Genomic DNA, 24,199 nt, shown 5'->3' with positions numbered 1-24,199 from the left:
CTCAGATACTTCGGTTCAGGTGCCCGATTTGATTTTGGTCCACAGGCGGGTCACGCTCCGCTGCGTTTTGACGGGATAAGGCGTCGTGATGTAGAGATTCTGCATCGTGGCATCACTCGGATAGATTGCCTGATCACCAATCACGTCTTCCTCAAGGAACTCCTGAGAAGCCTTGTTGCCATTGGCATAGTACACATAGTTCGATGCGGCAGCCATGTTATTGGCGTCCAGAATGAAGTTCAAGAACTGGTGTGCGCCTTCCGGGTTCGGAGCATCCGCCGGGATGGCCATCTGGTCGAACCACATCAGCGAACCTTCAGCGAATGGGTGGTATTCAATTTCCACGCCATTTTCGGCCTCGGCCGCGCGATCCCGCGCTTGCAGGATGTCACCTGACCAACCGACAGCTACGCAGATATCGCCATTTGCCAGCGCGTTGATGTATTCCGAGCTGTGGAATTTCTGGATATGCGGGCGAACGCCAGCCAGGACTTCTTCGGCTTTACCGATCACATCGGTGTCATGGCTGTCCGGATCTTCACCGATATACTGCAGCACCATAGGAATAATCTCGGCCGGAGCGTCCAGGAAATGGACGCCGCACGAGGCCAGCTTTTCCATATTCTCCGGTTTCAGAACCAAGTCCATGCTGTTCAGAGCAACGTCATCGCCCAGCACTTCCTTAACCTTACCAACGTTAACGCCGAGGCCGGTCGTCCCCCACATGTAGTTGATCGAATAGGCGTTGTTCGGGTCATAGCCTGCGGTACGTTCCTGAATCACGTCCCAAAGGTTTCCTGAATTCGAAAGCTTTGCTTCGTCCAGTTCCTGAAAGGCGCCAGCTTGAATCTGACGCTGTAGAAACGTGCCCGACGGCACAACCACGTCATAGCCTGATCCTCCGGCCAGCATCTTGGTTTCCAGAACCTCGTTGCTGTCAAACACGTCGTAGATCAGGGTCAGCCCTGTCTCTTCTTCGAATTTTTTCAGTAGATCCTCGTCGATATAGTCGGACCAGTTGTAGACGCGCACCTCTTCGGCAAAAGCCGCCGAAGTCCCCAGCGCGACAATCGCTGTCATCGTCAGCGTTTTGATTGACATATTTCTCTCCCTGCAAGTGTACGGGTATTCTCCCGTTTTTTTTGATTTGATCAAGTTTTGCGTTTTCCCCCGATCCATCGTATGGTTTCACGAGGTCAGGCGTCTGGCAAGTCGACACCACGCGAAACAGGGTAAACCACTTGGATTTGATCAAAAATAAAGCATCCAGCTCGAAGGTGGATGAGGGAAAAAGACCGGCGCATGAACAGGTGTACCAAACCCTGAGATCGCAGATCATGTACGGTGATCTGGTCCCGGGACAACCCGTCACGATACAGGGTTTGACCGAATCGCTCGGGGTTGGAATGACCCCCGTCCGCGAGGCGATCCGGCGGCTGATTTCGGATGGCGCACTGGTGTTTCAGGGCAATCGGCGCGTCAGCGTGCCTTTGTTGTCGGGCACCGATGTCGAGCAGATGATTTTTGCCAGAATATCAATAGAATCAGAGCTTTCCAGACGGGCAACCGCGAATCTAAAACCTGCTGATATCGATCAGCTCGAAAAGCTTGATCAGCGATTGGATCAGACCATCACAGACGGCGACGTCAGTGGTTATTTGCGCTTGAACCACCAGTTTCATGAAACGCTCTATGCGCATGCGGATGCTCCGATTCTCAACGATCTGGCCGAGCGGCTTTGGCTGCGGTTCGGCCCCTCACTACGCGTTGTCTGCGGACGGTTCGGAACACATAGCCTGCCGGATCGGCACAAAGACATCATCGCAAGCTTGCGGGCGAAAGATGCGGAAAAGGTCGCGAAAGCAACCGCTCAGGACATTGAGCAGGGTATGGAATTGATGTCGGACGCTTTGATCTCCGCCTGATTCAGGTCGATTCGATTGACACGAAAAAATTTGATCATATTGTGACGGGTAACCGCCTTTTGCAGGAGATTCTCTGATGTCGACCATCACCAATCACATGCCGACCGCCGAATTGCAGGCGCTGGATGCGGCGCATCATATGCACCCGTTTTCGGCCAACGGATCATTGGGCGAGGAAGGTGCGCGCGTCATCACTCGTGCCAAAGGCGTGTACCTGACCGATAGCGAAGGCGAAGAGATTCTGGACGCCATGGCCGGTCTTTGGTGCGTCAATATCGGTTACGGTCGCGATGAACTGGCCGAGGTTGCTGCCCGTCAGATGCGTGAACTGCCCTATTACAACACGTTCTTCAAAACGACCCATATTCCAGCCATCGCTTTGGCAGCCAAGATCGCAGAATTGGCGCCGGGGGATCTGAATCACGTGTTCTTCGCGGCGGGCGGGTCCGAGGCAAATGACACCAACATTCGCCTGGTGCGCACCTATTGGGCTGAGAAGGGTCAGCCGAACAAAAACATCATCATCAGCCGCCACAATGCCTATCACGGGTCCTCCGTTGGTTCGGCCTCGCTGGGCGGTATGGCTGGCATGCATGCGCAGGGCGGCATCCCGATCCCGAACATCCACCACATCAACCAACCGAACTGGTGGGCAGAAGGCGGCGACATGGCGCCGGAAGAGTTTGGCCTGGCCCGCGCGCGTGAGCTGGAAGAAGCCATTCTGGAACTGGGCGAAGACCGCGTCGCGGCCTTTATTGCCGAACCCGTGCAGGGTGCGGGCGGGGTGATCGTTGCCCCCGATACCTACTGGCCCGAGATCCAGCGCATTTGCGACAAATACGATATCCTGTTGATCGCCGATGAGGTGATCTGCGGCTTTGGGCGCACAGGCAACTGGTTCGGGTCCGAAACCGTTGGTATCAAACCGCATATCATGACGATCGCTAAGGGCCTCAGCTCGGGTTACGCGCCCATCGGTGGATCCATCGTGAATGACGAGATTGCCGAGGTGATCGGCGGCACCGAGTTCAATCACGGCTATACCTATTCCGGCCACCCGGTCGCTGCGGCAGTCGCATTGGAGAACCTGCGCATCCTCGAAGAAGAAGGCATCGTCGACCACGTCCGCGACGTGGCCGCCCCTTATCTGAAAGAGAAATGGGAGGCCCTGGCCGATCATCCATTGGTCGGTGAGGCCAAGATCGTCGGCATGATGGCCTCAATCGCCCTGACGCCGGATAAGGCCAGCCGCGCCAAATTCGCGTCCGAGCCCGGTACGGTCGGCTACATCTGCCGCGACCGCTGCTTTGCCAACAACCTGATCATGCGCCATGTGGGCGACCGGATGATCATCTCCCCCCCGCTGGTCCTGACCCCTGCGGAAATCGACGAGATGTTCGTGCGAATTCACAAGTCACTGGACGAAGCGCAGGCCGATATCATCGCGCAGGGGCTGATGAAGGCAGCGTCATAGTCCAGATTGCTACTATTCAGTTTTAAGGGGCGCACTAGATGTGCCCCTTCTCACTTCCTGAGTCGCAATTGCCCGTCAATCGATCCAGCTCAATTGCTGAACACAACTAGATTCAATCAAATCGAGCGACAAAAAGAAGTAATTATGTATCGCGCGGCAACAATAAATTTATCGCGCGATAAATATCTTGATTTGATGTGACTCAGATTCAAGTATGCGAATGCGACTCGGTTATTTGTATTACCTCTACCGGCGTCGCGACCCGCTCTTCTGCTGGGTCCACCTCCCGTCTACCGTAGTGAGTGCCGGTAGTCGGGAGGTTGCACAGCCAATACCTGAGAGAGTATCCGCGGCGAATACCCAGGCAATAGACAACGCCCCTACATTGTCACCGCAACGCTTCCAAGAGGTTCAGACTGGCATATCCGTCTGGCAGCAACCCCTGCGCCAATTGATACGCCCGAACAGCTTTGACTGTGTTTGGCCCTGTGCGCCCGTCGACGCCTTGGGTATCAAAGCCAGCCTCGGTCAGACGGGATTGCAGTTCCTTTTTCTCGGTGAAACTCAACACCCGGTCACCACGCGGCCATTTGGTCTGGAACGACCCCCGTCCAGCCAGACGGTCGGACAGATGGCCGATGCCGATCACATAGGCGTCGGCACCGTTGTATCTCTCGATGACTTTGAAATTATCGAAGATCATCAGCGCCACGCCCTGCCCTCCGGCAGGCAACAGGATCGCCGCTTGCCCGTGATCCGAAATTTGGCCGCCGTTCGCCACCACCACACCACGTGCGGCCCATTGTGAGGGCATCAATGTGTGATCCCGCCTTGCGGTGGAATAGTCAAACCCTTTGGGCAGGGTCACCTCAACGCCCCACGGCTGCCCCTTGGTCCACCCATGCCGCGCCAGATAGGCGGCGGCCGAGGCCAGCGCATCGGTTGGATCGTCCGACCAGATATCGCGCCGCCCGTCCCCGTCGAAATCAACCGCATGGTCCAGAAACGAGGTTGGCATGAATTGCGTATGCCCCATCGCCCCGGCCCAGCTGCCCATCATATTGCGCGGACTGACGTCGCCCGCCTGAATGATCTGCAAGGCTGCGATCAACTGGGTTTCGAAAAACTGCGCCCGCCGCGCGTCAAACGCCAAAGTTGCCAGAGATCGGATGGTGTGGTCGCTGCCCCGAAACGTTCCGAACGAGGTCTCAAGCCCCCAGATCGCTGTCACAACCTCTTTTTCGACGCCGTACTTGGCTTCGATGCGGGTCAGTGCTTCGCGATGGCGCTCCAACCCCATCCGGCCGTTTCTGATGCGCGTGTCTGAGACGGCAGAATCCAAATACTCCCAAATGGATTTCGAAAACTCTGCCTGATTGCGGTCGCGCCTGATCACGTCCTTATCGTAGGTCAAACCCGCCAACGACCTGTCCAGTGTTGAGGCTGATATCCCCTGCTCTACCGCCCGTTCACGAAATGCTCCAAGCCACGCCTGAAACCGCGCGTTTCCCTCCGTCGACACCCGGTACTCCTTAGCTGAGGGTCGTAAAACTGGCCGGATCGATATTGCCACACCGGCTGACGCCAGCTGTACAGCCTGTGACCCGCCCAGAGTATTGATAGATTCCGCCTGCACAATGGATGCCCATAATGCGGCGGTCATAACGCCACCTATGCATTTACGCATTCCGAATTTTCCTGGTTACTGCTCGACTTCAGAATACCGCATAATTTGCGTTTTCCAAAGCGCTCAGCTTGACCCCTCGCGATCTTTTGCTTTGTGTTCCGCACGAATTCCGGCAAGTGCCTCACGCAGCAAAGGGATGCGGTTTGGCCTAAAGCTTTCGCCTGTCACGGACATTTCGCGTATCCTGTCCAGCCGAAAGACGCGAAAATCCTGTCTCAGATGGCACCAGGAAATCAAAACGCTGGCGCGGTCCATATAGACGATACTCAGCGGGTTCACCTTGCGGCGCGTGTCATCGCCCTTGGCATCGGTGTAGGCAAATTCGATCGTGCGTTCGTCCCATGTGGCCTGCCGCAGGTCAGCCACCGCGATGGTGGGCTTGGCCGGGCGATCAAACCGCGTCGCTGTCAGCACTGCATGGGACAAGCGGTGTGATTGGCGCTGCGGCAATCGCCCCTGCAATTTGCGCAACGTATTGCTGGCGGCGTCTGCCAACCCAGGATCGCCTATGGCCTGAACCTCTCGCAGCCCCAAAACCAGCGCTTCAAGTTCATCATCTGTGAACCCAAGCGGCGGCAGGGTTGCGTCTTCGATCAGGGTAAAGCCAAAACCGGCCTCACCGTCGATCACCGCCCCAAGCCCGCGCAACGATTCAATATCGCGATGCACGGTACGCGGCGAGACGCCCAGATCCTGCGCCAGTTGCTGGGACGTCTTCGGCGAAGGACCAGAGCGCAAGGCTTGCATCAATTGAAACAGGCGGGCGGTTCGGGACATAGTGCAGATTAATCTAAACCTGATGACAGAAACTGTCATCAGGCAAAGCTATTCCTCGAACATCCCGAATTTGGAGCCTCCGATGTTGACCCTTATGATTTACCCTTCGGCCTTTGGCCTTTTCAGCGCCAGCCCCTTTTGCGTCAAGGCCGCTTACATGCTGGAACATGCGGGCCAGCGTTGGCAGCGGTCCGATATGTTGGACCCCCGCAAGATGCCCCATCAAAAACTGCCGGTTCTGCGCACGCAAGAACGCCTTGTCCCCGACAGCGACCTGATCCGCGATTGGCTTGAGGCGCAGGGCGCAAACTTCGACACTGGGCTAAGCGACATACAAAAGGCGCAGGCACGAACGCTGATCCGCATGGCAGAGGAGCATATCTATTTTCAGGTCGTCCAGGACAGGTGGGCCAATGACGAGGTCTGGCCAATTCTGCGCAAGACCTTCTTTTCGGTTATTCCTGCGTTGATCCGAACGCCGGTGTCGAACTCAATCCGGAAAAAGGTCGTCCAGGGATTGGTGTTTCAGGGTGTCGGCCGCTTCTCTCCCACTGAGCGTCAGGATCGATTGGAGCGGGACCTTGAAGCGATATCCGCCTATCTGTGGCAATCGCCGTACCTTCTGGGCGACCGGCCAACATCAGCAGATATGAGCGTTGGGCCCATGTTGGCTGCAATGCGCGCAACACCGGTGGAAACCCCGCTGACCCAGCGGATCAAACAGGATAGGCTGCTCAACGACTACGTGGACCGAATGGAACAGGCGATACCGCTGCCATGACACCTTTTGACGACCCTGCCGTGCAGACCGCCTTTGAAGCGTTTCCCGAAGACACCCGTTCGGGTGTTCTCGTCTTGCGCGAGCTGGTGTTTTCAACCGCTGGGGCCTTGCCTAAAGCCCAGCCATTGAATGAAGCACTGCGGTGGGGTCAACCCGCCTATCTGGCGCCCAAAGGGTCAACCATCCGGCTGGGCGGGCACAAAGCGGCATCCTTTGCACTGTTCGTGCATTGTCAGAGCCGACTAATGGGTGATTTCACCACTGCCTTTCCGGGCGAGGATCGGTTGGACGGCAACCGGGCCATTCTGTTTGATGACCCGGATCAGATTGATGAAACGCGTCATGGCTGGCTGATTGCTCGGGCGCTAACCTATCACCTTTGACGACGTTTGCGTTCGACCTTGCGCTTGATCTTGTCCTTCTTGCGCTTGGTACTGACCGCCTTGCGCCGTGCGCCTCCCCGCTTAGCGGGCCCGCCTCCGCGCGGCAGGGCCTGGTCATCGATGGACAGCAGCTCCAGCTCGAGCCCGCCGGTAACAGGCGTGGCCTCGGTCAGGCGCACGGTGACACGCTGACCAATGGCGATGATCAAACCGGTGTCTGATCCCATCAGCGTGCCGGCTTCGCGGTCGAAATGGAAAAACTCGCGCCCCAGTGACCGGACGGGCACCAGGCCGTCCGCGCCAGTTTCGTCCATCTTCACAAATGCACCGAACCGGGCGATGCCGCTGATACGACCGCTGAACTCATTGCCCACACGCTCGCTCAGATAAGCGGCCAGATAGCGATCCGTCGTATCACGCTCGGCCATCATCGAGCGGCGCTCGGTGTCCGAGATATGCGTTGCCGTTTCATCGAGCCGCGCGATCTCATCCTCGGTCAGCCCGTCATCGCCCCAGTCATGCGCCGTGATCAGCGCCCGGTGCACGATCAGGTCCGCGTAACGGCGAATGGGCGAGGTGAAATGCGCATAATTCCGCAACGCCAACCCAAAATGGCCGAAATTCTCTGGATTGTAATAAGCCTGTGCCATCGAGCGCAAAGTTGAAAGGTTGATCAGCTCTGCATCCTCTGTCCCGGCAGCCGCGTTCAGCAGTGCATTGAGATGCCGGGTTTGCAGCACCTGCCCCTTGGCCAGGTTCAGACCAGCTGCCTGTGCGGTTTCCCGCAGACTTTCCAGCTTTTCTTGCGCCGGTTCCTCATGCACGCGGAACAGCAACGGGCGGCGTTTGGCGATCAATGTCTCAGCCGCAGCCACATTGGCGAGGATCATAAATTCCTCAATCAGCTTATGCGCGTCCAGCCGGTCGCGGAAAGCCACGCTTTGGACCTCTCCCGCGTCACTGAGAACGATCTTGCGTTCGGGCAGGTCCAGTTCCAGCGGCTGCCGTTCTGCCCGCGCTTTCTTTAGCGCGGCATAGGCATCATAGAGCGGCTTCAAAACAGGCTCTAACAACGGCCCTGTGCGGTCGTTTGGATTGCCGTCGATAGCGTCTTGAACTTCGGCATAGTGCAGCGAGGCGGCCGAGCGCATCAGACCACGTACAAAGCGATGAGCAATCTTGTTTCCATCCGCATCGATCTGCATTCGAACAGCGATACAGGCGCGCGGAACACCTTCGTGCAACGAACACAGGTCTCCAGAGAGGCGATCCGGCAGCATTGGCACAACTCGATCCGGGAAGTAGCTGGAGTTGCCGCGCTTGCGCGCCTCACGATCCAGCGCGGTACCGGGCTGCACATAGGCCGCAACGTCGGCGATGGCGACCCAGATCACATGCCCGCCTGGGTTCTTGGGGTCATCGTCGGCGTGGGCATAACAGGCATCGTCATGATCCCGCGCATCTGACGGATCGATGGTTAGCAAAGGTATATCCCGCAGGTCTTCGCGGCCTTTTAGACCAACCGGTTTGGCCTTATCGGCTTCGGCAATCACCTTGTCGGGGAAATCATCCGGAATACCGTGCTGATGAATTGCAATCAGTGACACAGCCTTGGGCGCCGATGGATCACCCAGCCGTTCCACAATGCGCGCGCGCGGCAGGCCCATTCGGTTCTTTGGCCCAGCCTGTTCAGCCTCGACCAATTCTCCATCCTTGGCGCCCAATACGGCCCCATCAGCAACCAGCCATTCGGTCTGACCGGCTTTGTCGATTGGCACGATCCGACCGCCTTCGGCCCCTTTGCGAAAGATGCCCACGATCTTGCGCGGGTTCGTCCCGACACGTCGGATCAGGCGTGCTTCGTAATTGTGGTCTTCTTCATGCACAACCGTGAGGCGGGCCAGAATGCGGTCGCCCTCGCCCAGCGCAGGATCGCTGGCACGGGTGATGAGCAGAATGATCGGCTCGACCCCTTCACCATGCCATTCCAAGGGCCGTGCGAACAGGTCGCCATCCGCATTCGGAGCCTTCACCTGCAGCACGCTGACAGGTGGCAGGCGGTCCGGGTCGCGATAGCTGCGCTTGCGCTTTTCCAGATGCCCTTCGGCCTCAAGCTCTTTGAGGATACGCTTCAGGTCAATCCGATCCGCGCCCTTGATACCAAAGGCTTTGGCGATATCGCGTTTCGAGGTCAGGGTGGGGTTCGCCGAGATCCAATCGAGGACCTCCTGCTTGGTAGGTATGCGAGTCATACCTCCGGCCTATCACGGGTATGCGACCGCGTCATGACCAAAAAGTTCAGGGCGTCAAGTCAGCCACCGTATCAACGTCGCGCAGATGGTCCAGCAATCCTACACGGCACCCCGGAACTGAGGCCAGAGTGTCAGCCAGCGCGGTTTCAGTAGACCAGCGTACATTACGGAACAGGCTTGTCGGCAACGCCTTGTGACGCTGAGCCCCTACCAACCAATAGCCACCGTCCGGCGCAGGGCCAAAAACGAATTGCGACCGTCCCAATTCCTTAAAGGCGCGTGCGATATGCTGGGATGTGATCCCGGGAATGTCCGCGCCGATCAGACAAACCGGTCCATGTGGCATCCCGCGTAGCATACGCCCCATACGATCGCCCAGATCACCGCGCCCCTGCGCCGCGCGGGGCAGATCAACGGGCCAGATGCGGCTGGTCAGGCCTTCCCGATCTGGGGCAACTGCCAGCACAATCTGCCAGCGTGGGTCCCGCAATCGCCGGATCAGCGCGCGTGTCTGGTGTCGGAACCACCACGCCGCGCCAACCATGCCGATGTCGCGCCCCAGCCGTGTCTTGACCCGACCCGGGCGGGGTTCTTTCACCATGATGACCAATGAGCGCTGCATGGTTCAGGCGAAATAGTCCTGAAGGATACGCGTGTAGATCGCCTTGAGCTGTTCGATCTGCGCGACCTCGACGCATTCATCGACCTGGTGCATTGTTCTCCCGACAAGGCCGAACTCAACCACTGGGCAATGGTCTTTGACAAACCGCGCATCCGAGGTGCCACCTGTTGTCGACATCTCGGGGCGCACACCGGTTTCGGTCTCGACCGCTTTCGCGACCAGATCAGACAGGGGGCCGGGTGGGGTCAGAAAGCTCTCGCCTGAGATCTTGATCCGGACGTTGACCGCGACATCGTAGGTTTCAGCCACGGCTTTGGCTTCGGCCTGCAACCACTCACTAAGGCTGGCGCCCGAGTGCAGATCGTTAAAGCGGATGTTCACCGCTCCGATACATTGCGCCGGGATCACGTTGGTAGCAGCGTTGCCCGTGTCAATATTCACAACGGCCAGGGTTGAGGCATCGAAATGGTCCGATCCCTGATCCAGTTCGTGGCTGGCTAACTGATGCATCAAACGCGCCATGGCGGGCAGAGGGTTTTTGGCCCGGTGCGGATAGGCCGAATGCCCCTGCACACCGGTCACAGTAAACCAGGCGGTCATTGAACCACGCCGCCCGATTTTCATCATCTCACCCATTGTGTTTGGGCAGGTCGGCTCGCCCACCAAACAGGCAGACATGCGTTCTCCGGCCTTGGACATGTGGTCAAGCAGTGCCGTGGTGCCGTCCACCGCGTCCGCCTCTTCATCGCCCGTGATCGCAAGAATAATCGCCCCGTCCGGGGGTGTGTCGCGTACGAAATCCACAGCGGCCGCCGCAAAGGCCGCCACGCCGGATTTCATGTCTGTGGCCCCGCGCCCATACATCACACCTTCGCGGATTTCTGCACCGAACGGGGGCACCGTCCAGGCTGCTTCGTCACCCACCGGGACAACGTCAGTATGCCCGTTGAACCCAAAGCTGCGCGGATGGGCTATCGGCCCCCAGCGCGCGTACAAATTGCTGACATCGCCCCGGTCCGCGCGGGTGCAGTCGAAGCCTGCGTCGGACAGAAGCTTCTCCAACAACACAAGCGCGCCACCTTCCTCAGGTGTGACTGATGGGCAACGGATCAGGTCCGCCGTCAACTTTACCGGATCTGTCATTTCTGGGCCCTTTTGGTTGGTTCAATCGCGGGATCGTGCACAGATTCAACGAATTGGACCAATTGCCAACCCCTCGCCACCGGATTCCGGGCGCTTTTTTTCGCGAGTCTTGAAATGACACCCCAATAAAACATGGCGGTTTACCTTGCGGCCACCTTGCCGTGCCTTTCAAATCTGCGTTAGAGGGCCGCGAAACAGGTGAATTGACGATGACACGTGCGCTTCTCGTTTGGATCTGCCTGACTTTCGCCGTTCTTGCACAGCAAAGCCAGGCGCAGACGCTTTCGGTCACGACCGTGACCCGCCCCCCGTTTTCCTATGTCGAGGACGGGGCCCAAACCGGTTTTTCAATGGACCTGCTGCAAGCCCTGTCCGAGGCACTGAATTGGGACTACTCGGTCACCAGGGTCGAAGCCTTCAGCGATATGCTGGGGGCCGTGCAGGAAGGAACCGCAGACCTGGCTGTGGCCAATATCTCGATCACGGCTGCGCGTGAAACGCAGATGGATTTCAGCCAGCCCATATTCGAGGCCGGTCTGCAGATCATGGTGCCATCGGATGCAGCGCGCAGACCATCGCTGCTGCACGCTTTGCTGTCCGTTGAATTGTTCATCGCCATCGGACTGGCCTTTGCGATCCTGCTTGGCGGCGGGATGCTGATGTGGGGATTTGAGCGTCGGGCTCAGCCCTATTTCGACCGCAAGCTGAATGAGGCATGGTTCCCGTCCTTTTGGTGGGCGCTGAATCTTGTGGTCAATGGCGGTTTCGAGGAACGCATGCCGCGCACACCGTTTGGACGGTTGCTGGGCGTGGTACTGGTGGTGTCCTCACTGTTCATCGTTTCGGTCTTCACAGCGCGCATCACGTCGGTCATGACAGTGGATGCCATCAGCGGCAACGTGAACTCGGTCAACGATCTTTATGGCAAACAGGTGGGCACAATCTCGAACTCAACTGCCGCAAACTTCCTGAACCGGCGCGAGATTGAGTTTTCCGGTTATGAAAACCTGGATGATGTGCTGACCGCATTCCAGGATAAGGAGTTGGACGCCGTTGTCTTTGACGCGCCGATCCTGTCCTATTATGCGGCGCATGAAGGCCGTCGGATCGCATCGATGACAGGTGGCGTTTTCCTACGCGAGAACTACGGGATTGCGTTCCCAACCGGCTCGCCATTGGTCGAGGACGTGAACCAGGCTCTGCTCGCGCTGCGCGAAGACGGCACCTATGATGAAATTTACCGCAAATGGTTCGGGGTGCGAAACTAAGCCGGTTCTTCATCCCCGAAAAACGGCGTCATTTGCGCCACAATAACGGCGTTTTCGTCCAAGGCCCGCTGCATCAGGTCGCGTTCGTCCGGGTCGATGTCGTGCCCCTGCGCCTCACGCTCGGCCAGAGTTCCATAACCGGTGACGTCCAGTGGCGCAGTGTCGGCCTGTTTCAGGATCGCCACGGTTTCACGCACCGCTTCAGCCTCATCCACGCCGCTAGCAAAACACATCAGCGCTGCTCCGGTCGCACCTTCGGGCAGACCGTCGCCTTCTTTGCGGCCAATCTGAACGAGCAATGTATAAACTTGCTGACGGGACGGTTTCTTTTGCTTTTCCATGCAGGGGGCCATAGCCGCGCGCCTGTCCGTGGTCAAGCAGCCGGGAATTGCGGGAAGCCCCCAGCGCGTCCATAGTACCCGCGAAAACCCATTTCAAACTGCAAAGGATTTTTCATGGCCTACCCAAATTTTATTACAGACTTCCCTAGCCTCGACGTCCCATTCCCCGAGGACGTGGTGCAAACCGCCGTCATCCGGTCAGATGCGGGTTTGGTCGCGTTCTTCACCTTCCTCAAGGATTTCGAACTGCCACCGCATTCACACAAGGCGCAATGGGGCACGGTGGTCGAGGGCGAGGTTGAACTGACAATAGGCGGAGAAACTAAGACCTATCGCCCCGGCGACAGTTACTCGATCCCGTCTGGTGTTGAACACGGCGGGAAAATCAAAGCCGGAAGCCGCGTGATCGACGTGTTTGAGGAACCCGACCGCTATCCAGTCAAAGGATAAACAAAAAAAGGGCTGCAGCGAGATACGCTACAGCCCCGTTTCAAATCCGCACTTGATTTAGTCGCGCAGCAGTTCGTTAATTCCGGTTTTCGAACGAGTTTTCTCGTCCACGCGCTTTACGATCACGGCGCAATACAGGTTGACGTTGTTCTTGGACGGCATCGAACCCGCGACAACCACCGAATATGGCGGCACTTCGCCGTAAGTGACTTCGCCGGTTTCGCGATCCACGATCTTGGTGGATTTGCCAATAAAGACACCCATGCCCAAAACCGAGCCTTCGCGCACGATGCAGCCTTCGACCACTTCCGAGCGTGCGCCGATAAAGCAATTGTCTTCGATGATGGTCGGGCCGGCCTGCATCGGTTCCAGAACGCCGCCGATGCCAACACCGCCTGACAGGTGTACGTTTTTACCAATCTGCGCGCAGGAACCAACGGTGGCCCATGTGTCCACCATAGTGCCTTCGTCGACATAGGCGCCCAAATTCACGAAGGACGGCATCAGAACCACACCGGGTGCGACATAGGCCGATTTGCGAACAACACAGTTCGGCACCGCGCGGAAACCGGCTGCGCGCCACTGGTTTTCACCCCAGCCGGCGAACTTGCTGTCCACTTTGTCCCACCAGCCGCCATCCTGTGGACCGCCGGTCTGGATTTCCATATCCTTGATGCGAAAGCCCAGCAGAACTGCCTTCTTGGCCCACTGGTTCACATGCCAATCACCGTTATCCAGCTTTTCAGCAACCCGCAGCGAACCGCTGTCCAACGCGGCCAGCGTATCCTCGATCGCCTCGCGTTGTTCGCCGGTGGTGGCGGGCGTAATGGTGTCGCGCGCCTCCCAGGCGGCTTCGATAGCGGTTTCCAGTTGCGCGTTGGACATCGGATGGCTCCCTGCAGAATCTGTTCACGTTTGTTTGGCCTATACGCAACTGCACCTCGCGGTGCAATGCGACGCAGAAGGTACGATTTGCGGCTAGCTTGACCTGTGTTCAGCTTGCGCGGCGGATATGGCGCGTCAGAATGGCCGTCGCCGTAGACGCGTCCTTGCGCTTGAGCGCTTGAACGATGGCTGCGTGGTCACCATCCGCACGGTGTACCCACTTGGGGCGCCAATGGGCAAACAGGTGGCGCGCGCCGGCAATATGCAGGTCATCAATCGCATGCAGTAGGCGTGGCAACCCGCACGGCGTCAGGATCGAGCGATGAAAGGTACGGTTGCACGCTTCCCACTCGGGCATCGTTTGCGCAGCATCACAGGCGATCCGAGCATCATCCGCCTCTTTAAGCGCGCCAGGCGTCATATTCTGTACCGAATGCTGCAAGGCCAGGGATTCCAGCGCAACGCGCATTTCAACCACTTCGCGCACTTCTGCCGGGTCCAGCGCCGAAACACGCATACCGCGGCGCGGCTCACTTTGGGCCAACCCGTGCGCTTCCAGACGCAGCAATGCCTCGCGCACCGGTACATGGCTGGTCTCAAAGGCCCGCGCGATGTGATCCTGACGTAGCTTTTCACCGGCAAGCAATTCGCCCGTGATAATCTTCTGTCTAAGGTTTTGGTAAATTGTGTCGGCGATCGTAGTGGTCATAGATTATCGATAAAATCCTTAACCACCTTCCACAAGTCGATAATTCACCCCATCAGCGGGTCCGGGGCAATATTTCCCCCGCACACCAGAACCGCCACGCGTTCGTCTGGTTCTGCCTTGTAAACACCTGAGGTCAAAGCCGCCAACGCGGTCGCACCGGCCGGTTCGACCAATATGCGATGGGTCTGCCACAGCGCCTTTTGCGCGGCTGCAATCGCCTCGTCTGAGACAAGAACAGATGTCATTCCTTGCGCAAGATCGAAACAAATCCCTCCGATCCGCCGCGCGCCCAGCGCGTTGGCTGCTATCCCCGAGACCGAGACATCCACCGGTTCACCCGCCTGCAGCGCCGCGTTCAGCGCGCAGGAGGTTTCCGGTTCGACTGCTACGATCTTGCGCGTGCCATCAAACCAACCCAAAGCCCCGCCAATCAGGCCACCGCCGCCCACTGCAACCAAAATGGTGTCAGCCTGCAGTCCCTGCGCCTCCCATTCGGCAAAACACGTGCCCTGCCCTGCTACGGTTGCGGGGGCATCATAAGCGTGGATTTGCATCGCCCCGGTCGCAGCCTCATGCGCTCTGGCCTCGCTCAGTGCGTTTGCGTATTCACCTTGCACCACCGTCAAATCCGCGCCCGTCTGTTCAATCAGGGCGATCTTGGATGGTCCGGCAAGGTCTGGCACGAAAATCTTGGCCGGATATCCCAGCGTTTGTGCCGCATACGCCGCCGCCGCACCGTGATTGCCGCCCGAAGCCGCCACAACGCCAGCCTCGGGCACGTCCAAGCTGAGCAGCGTATTAAACGCCCCGCGCGCTTTGAAACTGCCCGTGTGCTGCATATGCTCCAGCTTCATTTCGACCGGATAATCCAATCCGGGCACGCGGCTTTCAATCACCGGGGTCACCTGCGCATACCCATTGATCCGTTCGGCGGCGGCCGAAATTTCACTCTTCCAATTCATTCTTGTTCTTCCGTGACTGGCACTCTGCCTACGAACCCTATAGCTGTTTTATGAACACGCAAGCAGGGAACCATCACCCATGAGAGAAGACCGCCTCAGCCCCTTCCGCGACGCCCAGACAGACCGCTCGACCGCGAGCGAGGTGCCGGACACGCCGCAGACGCGCTCACCCGCCTATCGCCTTGCCTTTGCAGACGATGATTTCCTGTGTCGGGATGAGCTACGCCCCGTGCGTTTGCAGCTGGAGTTGCTGAAGCCCGAGATGATCATGACCGAACGTGAGATCACCTCGACCATCGTCATGTTCGGTGGCGCACGCATTCCTGAGCCGTCGCAGAAACACACTGCGCGAACCCAGACGCTGGCCAACCTGTCGCAATATTACGACGAAGCGCGGGAATTCGCCCGTCTGATGACCGAAAAATCCAATGAAACCGGCTGCCGCGAGAACGTGATCGTCACCGGCGGTGGCCCCGGCGTGATGGAGGCCGGAAATCGCGGTGCCCAGGATGCTGGCGGTTGTTCGATTGGCCTGAACATTGTGCTGCCGCACGAGCAGGCGCCGAACCTGTATGTAACGCCCGATCTCAGCTTTAATTTCCACTATTTCGCCATTCGCAAGATGCATTTCCTGATGCGCGCCCGCGCAATCACCATCTTCCCCGGCGGCTTCGGCACGATGGACGAGCTGTTCGAGTCGCTGACGTTGATCCAGACTGGCCGGATGGAGCGTGTGCCCTTCCTGCTGTTCGGTCGCGAATTCTGGGAAAAAGTCATCAATTGGGAGGCGCTGGCCGATGCGGGGACCATCTCGGACGAGGATCTCGATCTGTTCCGCTTTGTCGATACCGCACAAGAGGCGGTCGACATTATCGATAACTGGGAACCGGCCCCACCGCGCGACGAAATACCGGGGCGCTGAAACATGAAACCGCCAAAAACCGGTGAGATGCTGCACCTACGTGGGAACGCACTGAACAAGGGCGATCCGGTGGCCCTGCCGCTGACACAAAGCAGTATGTACCATCTGCCCGGCGCACCGGACGGGAATCCGACCTATGGTCGGGTCGACAACCCGACATGGGGGCATCTGGAACATGTGCTAGCACATTTGGAAGACGCGCCCTGTCTGACCTTTCCGTCAGGTATGGGGGCGATCTCTGCGGCTTTGTTCGCGACGGTCAAAGCCGGGTCCCATATCCTGATCCCCTCGGACGGGTATTATGTCACACGATTGCTGGCCGATCGGTTCCTGTCCAATCTGGGCGTCTCGGTTACCGAGCGTCCGACGACAGCGTTCGCAGAGGGCGGGTTTGACGGCTTCGACGTGGTCTTTTTGGAAAGCCCCTCGAACCCCGGTCTGGATATGATGGACCTGTCTGCGATCGCCACTGCCGTTCGCACGGCGGGCGGTCTCACGATTGCCGACAACACAACGATGACCCCACTGGGTCAACGCCCGTTGGAATTGGGCATCGACGTGGTCGTCGCTTCGGATACCAAGGCAATGGGCGGGCATTCGGACCTGCTAATGGGTCATGTCGCCAGCCGCAACGCGCAGATCATGGAACGGGTCGAAGAATGGAGGCGCGTTTCCGGCGCGATCCCCGGCCCGCATGAGGCATGGCTGCTGCATCGCGGGTTGGAAACGCTGGACGTTCGTTTCGACCGGATGTGTGCATCGGCGCAAGTGCTCGCGGAACGGTTGGCAGAACATGATGCCGTGAAACAGATCCGCTATCCCGGCTTGTCGGGTGACCCTTCCTATGCTCTGGCCAAGGCGCATACGTCCCGGTTCGGGTTCTTGTTGTCGATCACGTTAGAGACCGAGGAAAAGGCCGAAACTTTCATCAACACCTGCCCGATGCTGCGACCGGCCACATCGTTCGGCGGTGTTCACAGTTCTGCCGAAAGACGCGCACGCTGGGGCGATGACGTCGATCCGGCCTTTATCCGATTGTCTGTCGGCTGTGAACCGGCGGATGAACTGTGGCAGGCGATTGAAACCAGCCTGAACGGGCTTTGATTATTTCTTGGGCTCACGCAGTTCGGTGAACACATAGATCGGCAGCAGAACGCTGGCGATCAACGCGCCCAGCCAAACGAGCAGGGTCGCTGCTAACAGATTGGCAACGCCGCCAACGGTCAGCCCTGCCGTAATCAGATCCGTCACCAACAGACCGACAAACGTTACGATCAAAGCAATCCCACCTTTGATCGAGGGGGCTTTTTTCTCACCCAGCTTCAGGATCAGCGGCTCGGCCACCACCTGCACCAGGGTGAACACGATCACCACGACGATGAATGAAATTGGCTTGATCGCAAACCCCGACAACAACAGCGTCGCAAGCAACAACCCGATGGCATTCCCGGCCAACAGGGCCAGTGCGGATTTTATTCTGCGCGTCATGGGGTTCTCCGTGAATGATCAATTAGAAACATGCAGATGTTAACAGACTCGAAGGAATTTGCGAGCGGTTTCAAAAGCCACTTCCTTTTGGGTCATTGAAATCGCATGATAAAACACATTCATAAAGATCAGACCCACCCCCATCGACGAGAGATGTGATGAGCGACGATCCCTATACCGTTCTTGGTGTCGCTAAAGACGCCAGCGCCGCCGAGATCAAGAAGGCTTATCGGCGCATCGCCAAAGAGTGCCACCCGGACCTGAAACCCGGGGATGACGAGGCTGAAGCCAAGTTCAAGGCCGCCGCTTCGGCTTATGACCTGCTGAAAGATGCGGACACACGCGCGCGTTACGATAGTGGCGAAATTGATGCCTCGGGTCAGGAACGTCCCCAGCAGCAGTATTATCGCGAATATGCCGAGGCCGCCGGGAACCCTTATCGTGCGCGCGCAGCAGACCCGGATGACATGTCAGACATCTTTGCCGAATTCATGCGTGGCCGCGGAGGATACCAGCAGCGCACGCATGAATTCCACGCGCCGGGCCACAACCGCGCTTATAACCTGCAGATCAGTTTTCTGGACGCGGTGTTCGGCGCCAGCCAGAAGCTGACTCTGCCCGATGGCGATCGGATCGAAGTCAAAATACCCGCTGGCATCACCGACGGGCAGACCATCCGCCTGCGCGGTAAGGGTGATCCGGGGTTCGGCGACGGGCCCGCCGGCGACGCCTTGGTAACCGTGTCTGTGGCAAAGCATCCTGTATTCGATCGTCAGGGCGACGATATTCATATCACTCTGCCGATCACGATCGACGAAGCCATTCTGGGTGGCAAGGTACCCGCACCCACCATTGATGGCGGCGTCAATGTCAGTGTTCCAGCCGGCACCAGCAGCGGTAAAACCCTGCGTTTGCGTGGTAAGGGAGTTAAAAAGCGCGGCTCGTCCGATCGCGGCGATCAGTTGATCGAACTGACCGTGTCCATGCCGGACCAGATTGATGATGATCTGAAGCAATTCATGGCGACTTGGCGCGAAACCCACAGCTATGATCCGCGGAAAGGAATGCCGTCATGACCCGCACCCTGACCGAAGAGCAGCTGATCGCAACCGTCACGCGCCTGACCTCGACCCGCCTGACCGAATACCTGGCTGCCGAGATCGTCATTCCCGAGCAAACCGAGCAGGGGCTGGTGTATCACACCCTTGACGTGGCGCGGTTGGAGCTGGCGTGCGAGCTGCACGACCAATACGAGATGGAGCCTGATGCGCTGTCGATGATGATCTCACTGATCGACCAGATGCACGGCCTTCGCGCCGAGTTACGAGAGGTTCTGAATGCGGTAGACACGCAACCGGAACCGGTGCGTCAGACATTGATCGAGGTGATCGGAACGGCGCGGTTCGGTCGCAAGTGACGCACGCTTAGTTGCCGACAATATACTCTTCGGGAACGAAGAACGTGTAGTCCCGATCAGCCACCGCTTCGTGACAATCATGGCAATAGACGACAGCGTCCGAACGCGCGCCCATCGTGTCACCAAACAAAGACCCGTCGGGCATGACCATGATATAGCGCCAGTCCGCAGTTTCCGGGCTGGTGCCTTCGGCGAGTTTTTCCATCACGAACAAAGCCCCGGGATGGACATTGCCCTCGTCCGTGACCGTGACGCTGTCCTTGGCCAGCACTGACCCCATCGGCAGTTTTTCACCCTCGGCCAAAGTACCATAGTTGTGCGCCATGCGGTTGGCATAGCTGTTCACATAGCGCTGCCCATGGGTTGCCGAGATGTAAGGCGCGTCGTTGAACAGCGGCCATGCCTGATAGTTCATCAGCAAATCTAACTGCGCGGCGGCATAGCCACGCTCCATCCGTCGCTGCAGGGACTTGTAGATGCCCAAAGCTTCTTCTTTGGACAGCTCGGCAGGATTTTCAATGGCAAGGTGAGCATCCTCACCACTGGATTGAGCGCCAGCCTGATGCGCAGCAAGCCCCACCACAAACAAAGCCGCAAGAAATGTCGGAAACAGTCTTATAAATCGTACAAACATGTATTTGGCCCACCTGCTTCAAAAGGTTCGCCTGAACGCCGCAAGTTACGTGTAAAATGATAGCGGCCATGAACAAACGCGCCACGACCGGAATGCGACTCTCACTGCTTTGTGCGCAAGCGTGAGGCCTAGGCAGCCGGTTTCAGCCCCCGAAACATATCAAATTGTGCATACAAATAACAGCGGCCAGAAAATTAATTTCTTGGCGTAGTTTGCACGAAAGTTGGGCTTGTCAGCCCTGCAATCCCGCTTCGGCTTCGATCTGCTTGCGCGACTTGCGGGCGCGCTCTGTGGCCGATTTCAACTGACCGCAAGCTGCCATGATGTCCTCGCCACGCGTCTTGCGAATGGGAGAGGCATATCCCGCCTGATAAATGATGTTTGCAAACGCGCGGATGCGGTTATTCGAGCTGCGCTTGTAAGGCGCGCCGGGCCATTCGTTGAACGGAATCAGGTTGATCTTGGCGGGAATGTTGTGGCTTTTGATGTGGTCGATCAAGCGATGCGCATCTTCGTCGCTATCATTCACACCATCCAGCATCACGTATTCAAAAGTAATCCGCTCGGAATTGGACACTTTGGGATAGCTTGCCAGCGCCTGCAGCAGTTCTTGGATGTTCCAGCGCTTGTTGATGGGCACCAGAAAATCGCGGGTTTCATCCGTTGTCGCGTGGAACGAGATCGCCAGCAAGCAGCCGATCTCGTCAGCTGTGCGCGCAATTTCCGGCACCACGCCGGACGTCGACAGGGTGATCCGACGGCGTGACAGAGAAATGCCTTCGGGGTCCATGGCGATCTTCATCGCGTCGCGCACGTTTTCGAAGTTATAAAGCGGCTCACCCATGCCCATCAGAACGATGTTCGACAACAGGCGTGTTTCGTCCTTTGGCGCACCAGGGGTCGGCCATTCGTCCAGATCGTCGCGGGCCATCATCACCTGACCGACGATTTCTGCAGCCGTCAGGTTGCGCACCAGTTTCTGCGTGCCCGTATGGCAGAAGGAACAGGTAAGCGTGCAGCCAACCTGAGACGAGATGCACAGGGTCCCGCGATCCTCTTCGGGGATGTAGACAACTTCGACCTCATGGCCACCCGCGATGCGGCACAGGTACTTGCGCGTGCCGTCTTCGGACACTTGCCGTGTCACGACTTCGGGGATTTCCACAACGAAATTCTCAGCCAGTTGCGCACGATACGCTTTGGCGAGGTTGGTCATCTCGGCAAAATCGCGCACGCCCCATTGATAGATCCACTGCCAGATCTGCCCGGTCCGCATCTTGGCCTGCTTTTCCGGCGTGCCATGTTCGATCAGAGCGTCACGCAACTGATCACGGGTCAACCCGACAAGGTTGATCTTCCCCTCGGGCAGTTTGCGGGGGATGGTCATGACATCTTGAGTGATCGGCGCTTTGGGCGACATGTGGCTATCTCAACGAATTCGGGCTTGGGATGCGCCTCTATATAGGATCGCGCGCAAAGATCAAAAGAATTCGTATCGTTTAATTTGCCATACGCAGCAATTCGTCCACACGCGCCCGGCCCAGATCGACGCGACAAGACGCGATGGCGATGCCGGTGCCAGAGCCGCCGCCGTATGAAGCACCCACTGCTTCACATTGCGCATCGCGATATCCTCTCCATGCCTCTTGTGCAGCCTCAAGTGCCGGTTGTGCCACCACACGGTCTGTGACCTCGTCCAACTCAAATGCGGACTGCATGGCGAAGCCATAGCTTGTCTCAACAGCCATATTCACGCGTTTCTCCATTTCCCCAACGCAAGCTCCGATTTCGACCTGCGAACCTGCGTCGAAACATTCCAGGCTGGGATCTGCCCACGCGGTCGAAGAGAAAAGAACTGCAATCAGGACGTAACGCATTATCCGTTTCCACATATGAACCCTTGTATGAGGCCACCGTAGCACGCGTTGCGCCATAGTCCCAATTGCAAGTCGGCCGCATAGGCCAAACCGATGCGACCGAACTATCTGCATTGCGATTGCGAGGAATCAGATCAGGTAAACATATCAGATCCCTGCTGGCAGGATGTCGCAATCATCCGCGTCCAAAGTTTGCACGGGATCTTTCGGACCACATTGCTCGCCAGAAACCGGATAGGTTTCGTTGTTTTTTTCACATGCGCTCAGAAATACGGCGGCGACCACCAACACGGCAGCAAGAGGTTTGTTCAGCATGGATAAGCTCCTTCCATATATTTGAACTAATTGGTTCAGAAAGATGGATCGCTTGCCTTGATGCGGATCAAATTGGGGAGGGGTGGACGTAGCGTAAATTTCAGATGACACGTATGATCGCCCACGAAAAAGCCCCGCCAAATGACGGGGCTGCGAAGACCTGTTGTCCTTGCTTATTGGGTGCAGCGCTTTTCGGCGTCTTCGATCGCAGCACTGAAACCCAACAGCGAGAACGTGTCTTTGGTCTGGGTTCCGCGCTCGGACCGGGCGGTCAGAACGGCCTCGGTGCCGCGCTTCATCGCTGCGACGACCTTCAGGTCTTCGCCTTCGGTTGCCGGCCAGGCCCATTCACCTTCGGTGATCAAAGCGAACTCGGTGCCGTCAATCTCAAGGGTGACCGTCGATCCTGCCGCGAAAGGATAACCGCCGGTAAAGGTCACCTGACCTTTGACTTCGGCATTCGGGCGGTAGAACACGAACAGCAGGATGTCGCTGCGGCGCACCGAAACCACGCGTCCGCCTTTGGTGTTCACAGTCTCTTTGGGCGCGGATACGCTCCAGCACTCTGTGGGATCTTTCTCCACAAAAACGCTCCAGTCGGTCTTCGCAGCAACCCGATTGGTGCTGGTCGCCTGCTGAGCGATTGCGGTTGTGGCCATTCCTGCCACGCACAGACCCGCAATTGTGCGGACGAGTTTTAATCCCATCTGTCCAGCCTCCTAGCTCGACCTAATACCTCATACCCATCGAGACCGCATACGAACTCTGTCGGTTCGTCTGTAAGTTGCGTATTCCGATGATTGTCGACATACACACACTAACGCAGGTTTCGCCACAGGCGAAAGGGCGATTGGCAGATTTTTGCGCATATAATGGAGGGGCCAGATGACGCAGCCGGTACCAATGACAGAACTATGGCGAGGCCCCTTGTTGGAAAGCTTGCATCTGGGCCACGCAGTGATCTGCGACGACAGCGGTCATATCGTACGCAGTTGGGGCGATCCGGACGCGGTGATTTACCCTCGGTCTTCTGCAAAAATGATCCAGGGGCTGCCGCTGATCACATCGGGTGCAGCCGCCAAATATGGCCTGAACTCCGAGCATCTGGCCCTCGCCTGTGCCTCGCATAGCGGCGCACATATCCATACCGACAGGGTTACTGCCTGGCTGGATCACTTGGGCTTGACCGAACACGATCTGCGCTGCGGTCCGCAAGAACCGCAGGACATGGCCGCGCGCGACGGGCTGATACTTGCCGATGACACGCCCTGCCAGATCCACAACAATTGCTCGGGCAAACATTGCGGGTTTCTGACGGTCGCACAGCACATGGGCGCGGGACCGGAATACCTTGAGATCGACCACCCCGTACAGCAAGCCTGCCTGTCCGCGCTGGAAGATACCACTGGAGAAACCAGTCCTGCCTATGGAATCGATGGATGTTCGGCCCCGAACTTTGCGACATCACTGGTGGGACTGGCGCGTTCGATGGCGTGGTTTGCCTCGGCCGCTGACCGGTCGGACCGTGCCAGCGACGCAGCGCAACAACTTACGACTGCGATGATCAAGCACCCCGAACTGGTGGCGGGCGAAAGCCGCGCATGTACCGAGTTGATGCGCGCTATGGACGGTCGCGCCGCAATCAAAACTGGCGCTGAGGCGGTGTTCATTGCCATCATCCCGGAAAAACGAATGGGTGTTGCGCTGAAAATCACTGATGGCACCACCCGCGCCAGCGAATGCGCAATTGCAGCCATTCTTGTCAGCCTAGGTGTGCTGGAGGCCGATCACCCGGCCACCCGCAAATTCATGAATGCCACGCAATACAGCCGTCGCGGGCTGGAATGCGGCGAGATCAGACCTGCGCCGGGATTCCCCGGCTAACGA

General features: G+C 57.9%; 27 protein-coding genes. 11 read left to right on the top strand and 16 right to left on the bottom strand.

Features of this window, described 5'->3' with window-relative positions; all coding sequences use genetic code 11:
* Nucleotides 1–15: 15 nt before the first annotated feature.
* The gene (locus tag AC2FJE_RS17645; protein ID WP_113791802.1) at nucleotides 16–1,101 is read right to left on the bottom strand and encodes a polyamine ABC transporter substrate-binding protein; all 1,086 of its coding nucleotides are present in this window, start codon (nucleotides 1,099–1,101) and stop codon (nucleotides 16–18) included.
* Between the two features lie 140 nt (nucleotides 1,102–1,241).
* Here AC2FJE_RS17645 and AC2FJE_RS17640 point away from each other — a divergent pair, with 140 nt between their 5' ends.
* Together AC2FJE_RS17640 and AC2FJE_RS17635 are read left to right on the top strand one after the other, a co-directional pair.
* On the top strand, nucleotides 1,242–1,925 hold the full coding sequence (locus AC2FJE_RS17640; RefSeq protein WP_109310637.1) for a GntR family transcriptional regulator: 684 nt from the start codon (nucleotides 1,242–1,244) through the stop codon (nucleotides 1,923–1,925).
* Nucleotides 1,926–2,001: 76 nt separating this feature from the next.
* Nucleotides 2,002–3,399, top strand: coding sequence for an aspartate aminotransferase family protein (locus AC2FJE_RS17635; protein ID WP_496757112.1), 1,398 nt, complete (start codon nucleotides 2,002–2,004; stop codon nucleotides 3,397–3,399).
* Nucleotides 3,400–3,787: 388 nt separating this feature from the next.
* Here AC2FJE_RS17635 and AC2FJE_RS17630 read toward each other — a convergent pair whose 3' ends face one another.
* Nucleotides 3,788–5,086 (bottom strand): lytic murein transglycosylase, encoded by a 1,299-nt coding sequence (locus AC2FJE_RS17630; protein ID WP_496761249.1) that lies wholly within the window; start codon nucleotides 5,084–5,086, stop codon nucleotides 3,788–3,790.
* A 63-nt stretch (nucleotides 5,087–5,149) separates the two neighbouring features.
* Nucleotides 5,150–5,863, bottom strand: coding sequence for a helix-turn-helix transcriptional regulator (locus AC2FJE_RS17625; protein WP_496761247.1), 714 nt, complete (start codon nucleotides 5,861–5,863; stop codon nucleotides 5,150–5,152).
* 82 nt (nucleotides 5,864–5,945) lie between these two features.
* Here AC2FJE_RS17625 and AC2FJE_RS17620 point away from each other — a divergent pair, with 82 nt between their 5' ends.
* Together AC2FJE_RS17620 and AC2FJE_RS17615 are read left to right on the top strand one after the other, a co-directional pair.
* Nucleotides 5,946–6,644 carry a glutathione S-transferase family protein gene (locus tag AC2FJE_RS17620; protein ID WP_496761246.1) on the top strand — a complete coding sequence of 233 codons (699 nt, stop codon included), beginning with the start codon at nucleotides 5,946–5,948 and terminating at the stop codon, nucleotides 6,642–6,644.
* Complete coding sequence (locus AC2FJE_RS17615; protein WP_496757124.1) at nucleotides 6,641–7,027, top strand: DUF1801 domain-containing protein; 387 nt, start codon at nucleotides 6,641–6,643, stop codon at nucleotides 7,025–7,027. Before AC2FJE_RS17620 ends, AC2FJE_RS17615 begins: the two co-directional genes overlap by 4 nt.
* Here AC2FJE_RS17615 and rnr read toward each other — a convergent pair.
* Genes rnr through dapE form a run of 3 tightly spaced genes read right to left on the bottom strand, consistent with a single transcriptional unit; the run spans nucleotide 7,018 to nucleotide 11,044 of the window.
* Complete coding sequence (rnr, locus tag AC2FJE_RS17610; RefSeq protein WP_496757128.1) at nucleotides 7,018–9,279, bottom strand: ribonuclease R; 2,262 nt, start codon at nucleotides 9,277–9,279, stop codon at nucleotides 7,018–7,020. The two genes, AC2FJE_RS17615 and rnr, sit on opposite strands and share 10 nt — an antisense overlap.
* Nucleotides 9,280–9,325: 46 nt before the next feature.
* The gene (locus AC2FJE_RS17605) at nucleotides 9,326–9,901 is read right to left on the bottom strand and encodes a TIGR04282 family arsenosugar biosynthesis glycosyltransferase (protein ID WP_282120355.1); all 576 of its coding nucleotides are present in this window, start codon (nucleotides 9,899–9,901) and stop codon (nucleotides 9,326–9,328) included.
* Between the two features lie 3 nt (nucleotides 9,902–9,904).
* Complete coding sequence (gene dapE, locus AC2FJE_RS17600) at nucleotides 9,905–11,044, bottom strand: succinyl-diaminopimelate desuccinylase (RefSeq protein ID WP_496757130.1); 1,140 nt, start codon at nucleotides 11,042–11,044, stop codon at nucleotides 9,905–9,907.
* Nucleotides 11,045–11,253: 209 nt separating this feature from the next.
* Between dapE and AC2FJE_RS17595 the strand changes: the two genes are divergently transcribed.
* Nucleotides 11,254–12,312 carry a transporter substrate-binding domain-containing protein gene (locus AC2FJE_RS17595; protein WP_496721939.1) on the top strand — a complete coding sequence of 353 codons (1,059 nt, stop codon included), beginning with the start codon at nucleotides 11,254–11,256 and terminating at the stop codon, nucleotides 12,310–12,312.
* Here the strand turns inward: AC2FJE_RS17595 and AC2FJE_RS17590 are convergent.
* Entirely contained in the window at nucleotides 12,309–12,653 is a 345-nt protein-coding gene (locus AC2FJE_RS17590; RefSeq protein ID WP_058279829.1) for a DUF8846 family protein, read from the bottom strand. The two genes, AC2FJE_RS17595 and AC2FJE_RS17590, sit on opposite strands and share 4 nt — an antisense overlap.
* A gap of 114 nt (nucleotides 12,654–12,767) precedes the next feature.
* Here AC2FJE_RS17590 and AC2FJE_RS17585 point away from each other — a divergent pair, with 114 nt between their 5' ends.
* Complete coding sequence (locus AC2FJE_RS17585; protein WP_472724597.1) at nucleotides 12,768–13,103, top strand: cupin domain-containing protein; 336 nt, start codon at nucleotides 12,768–12,770, stop codon at nucleotides 13,101–13,103.
* A gap of 57 nt (nucleotides 13,104–13,160) precedes the next feature.
* Here AC2FJE_RS17585 and dapD read toward each other — a convergent pair whose 3' ends face one another.
* The 3 genes from dapD to AC2FJE_RS17570 form a co-directional block, all read right to left on the bottom strand.
* Nucleotides 13,161–13,988, bottom strand: a complete 828-nt coding sequence (gene dapD / locus AC2FJE_RS17580; protein WP_496699468.1) for a 2,3,4,5-tetrahydropyridine-2,6-dicarboxylate N-succinyltransferase — start codon at nucleotides 13,986–13,988, stop codon at nucleotides 13,161–13,163.
* Between the two features lie 109 nt (nucleotides 13,989–14,097).
* A complete protein-coding gene (locus tag AC2FJE_RS17575; RefSeq protein ID WP_496761245.1) occupies nucleotides 14,098–14,697 on the bottom strand; it encodes a GntR family transcriptional regulator in 600 nt (199 codons plus the stop codon).
* Nucleotides 14,698–14,741: 44 nt separating this feature from the next.
* A complete protein-coding gene (locus AC2FJE_RS17570; RefSeq protein ID WP_496761243.1) occupies nucleotides 14,742–15,659 on the bottom strand; it encodes a threonine/serine dehydratase in 918 nt (305 codons plus the stop codon).
* A 79-nt stretch (nucleotides 15,660–15,738) separates the two neighbouring features.
* Here AC2FJE_RS17570 and AC2FJE_RS17565 point away from each other — a divergent pair, with 79 nt between their 5' ends.
* A complete protein-coding gene (locus AC2FJE_RS17565; RefSeq protein ID WP_058272611.1) occupies nucleotides 15,739–16,581 on the top strand; it encodes an LOG family protein in 843 nt (280 codons plus the stop codon).
* A 3-nt stretch (nucleotides 16,582–16,584) separates the two neighbouring features.
* Nucleotides 16,585–17,685 carry a cystathionine gamma-lyase gene (locus AC2FJE_RS17560; RefSeq protein WP_496757135.1) on the top strand — a complete coding sequence of 367 codons (1,101 nt, stop codon included), beginning with the start codon at nucleotides 16,585–16,587 and terminating at the stop codon, nucleotides 17,683–17,685.
* On the opposite strand, the gene AC2FJE_RS17555 is transcribed toward AC2FJE_RS17560, so the two are convergent.
* Nucleotides 17,686–18,069 (bottom strand): hypothetical protein, encoded by a 384-nt coding sequence (locus AC2FJE_RS17555; protein WP_058272613.1) that lies wholly within the window; start codon nucleotides 18,067–18,069, stop codon nucleotides 17,686–17,688.
* Nucleotides 18,070–18,227: 158 nt separating this feature from the next.
* Between AC2FJE_RS17555 and AC2FJE_RS17550 the strand changes: the two genes are divergently transcribed.
* Together AC2FJE_RS17550 and AC2FJE_RS17545 are read left to right on the top strand one after the other, a co-directional pair.
* Nucleotides 18,228–19,145, top strand: a complete 918-nt coding sequence (locus tag AC2FJE_RS17550; protein WP_496757139.1) for a DnaJ C-terminal domain-containing protein — start codon at nucleotides 18,228–18,230, stop codon at nucleotides 19,143–19,145.
* On the top strand, nucleotides 19,142–19,486 hold the full coding sequence (locus AC2FJE_RS17545; protein WP_113791818.1) for a hypothetical protein: 345 nt from the start codon (nucleotides 19,142–19,144) through the stop codon (nucleotides 19,484–19,486). Before AC2FJE_RS17550 ends, AC2FJE_RS17545 begins: the two co-directional genes overlap by 4 nt.
* A gap of 7 nt (nucleotides 19,487–19,493) precedes the next feature.
* Here the strand turns inward: AC2FJE_RS17545 and AC2FJE_RS17540 are convergent, their stop codons facing one another.
* From AC2FJE_RS17540 to AC2FJE_RS17520, 5 genes are all read right to left on the bottom strand, one after another.
* Nucleotides 19,494–20,120, bottom strand: a complete 627-nt coding sequence (locus AC2FJE_RS17540; protein ID WP_496761241.1) for a cytochrome P460 family protein — start codon at nucleotides 20,118–20,120, stop codon at nucleotides 19,494–19,496.
* A gap of 232 nt (nucleotides 20,121–20,352) precedes the next feature.
* Nucleotides 20,353–21,540, bottom strand: a complete 1,188-nt coding sequence (rlmN, locus tag AC2FJE_RS17535; protein ID WP_496761240.1) for a dual-specificity RNA methyltransferase RlmN — start codon at nucleotides 21,538–21,540, stop codon at nucleotides 20,353–20,355.
* A gap of 79 nt (nucleotides 21,541–21,619) precedes the next feature.
* The gene (locus tag AC2FJE_RS17530) at nucleotides 21,620–21,997 is read right to left on the bottom strand and encodes a lysozyme inhibitor LprI family protein (protein WP_282152922.1); all 378 of its coding nucleotides are present in this window, start codon (nucleotides 21,995–21,997) and stop codon (nucleotides 21,620–21,622) included.
* Nucleotides 21,998–22,144: 147 nt separating this feature from the next.
* Nucleotides 22,145–22,312, bottom strand: coding sequence for a hypothetical protein (locus tag AC2FJE_RS17525; RefSeq protein WP_186437396.1), 168 nt, complete (start codon nucleotides 22,310–22,312; stop codon nucleotides 22,145–22,147).
* 173 nt (nucleotides 22,313–22,485) lie between these two features.
* Nucleotides 22,486–23,019 (bottom strand): invasion associated locus B family protein, encoded by a 534-nt coding sequence (locus tag AC2FJE_RS17520; protein WP_058272619.1) that lies wholly within the window; start codon nucleotides 23,017–23,019, stop codon nucleotides 22,486–22,488.
* A 178-nt stretch (nucleotides 23,020–23,197) separates the two neighbouring features.
* On the opposite strand from AC2FJE_RS17520, the gene AC2FJE_RS17515 reads away from it, so the two are divergent.
* Complete coding sequence (locus tag AC2FJE_RS17515) at nucleotides 23,198–24,196, top strand: asparaginase (protein ID WP_496761237.1); 999 nt, start codon at nucleotides 23,198–23,200, stop codon at nucleotides 24,194–24,196.
* The last annotated feature ends 3 nt before the right edge of the window (nucleotides 24,197–24,199 follow it).

The organism is Ruegeria sp. CDSC002, assembly GCF_059610905.1.
This window is presented reverse-complemented; position numbering and strand designations above follow the sequence as displayed.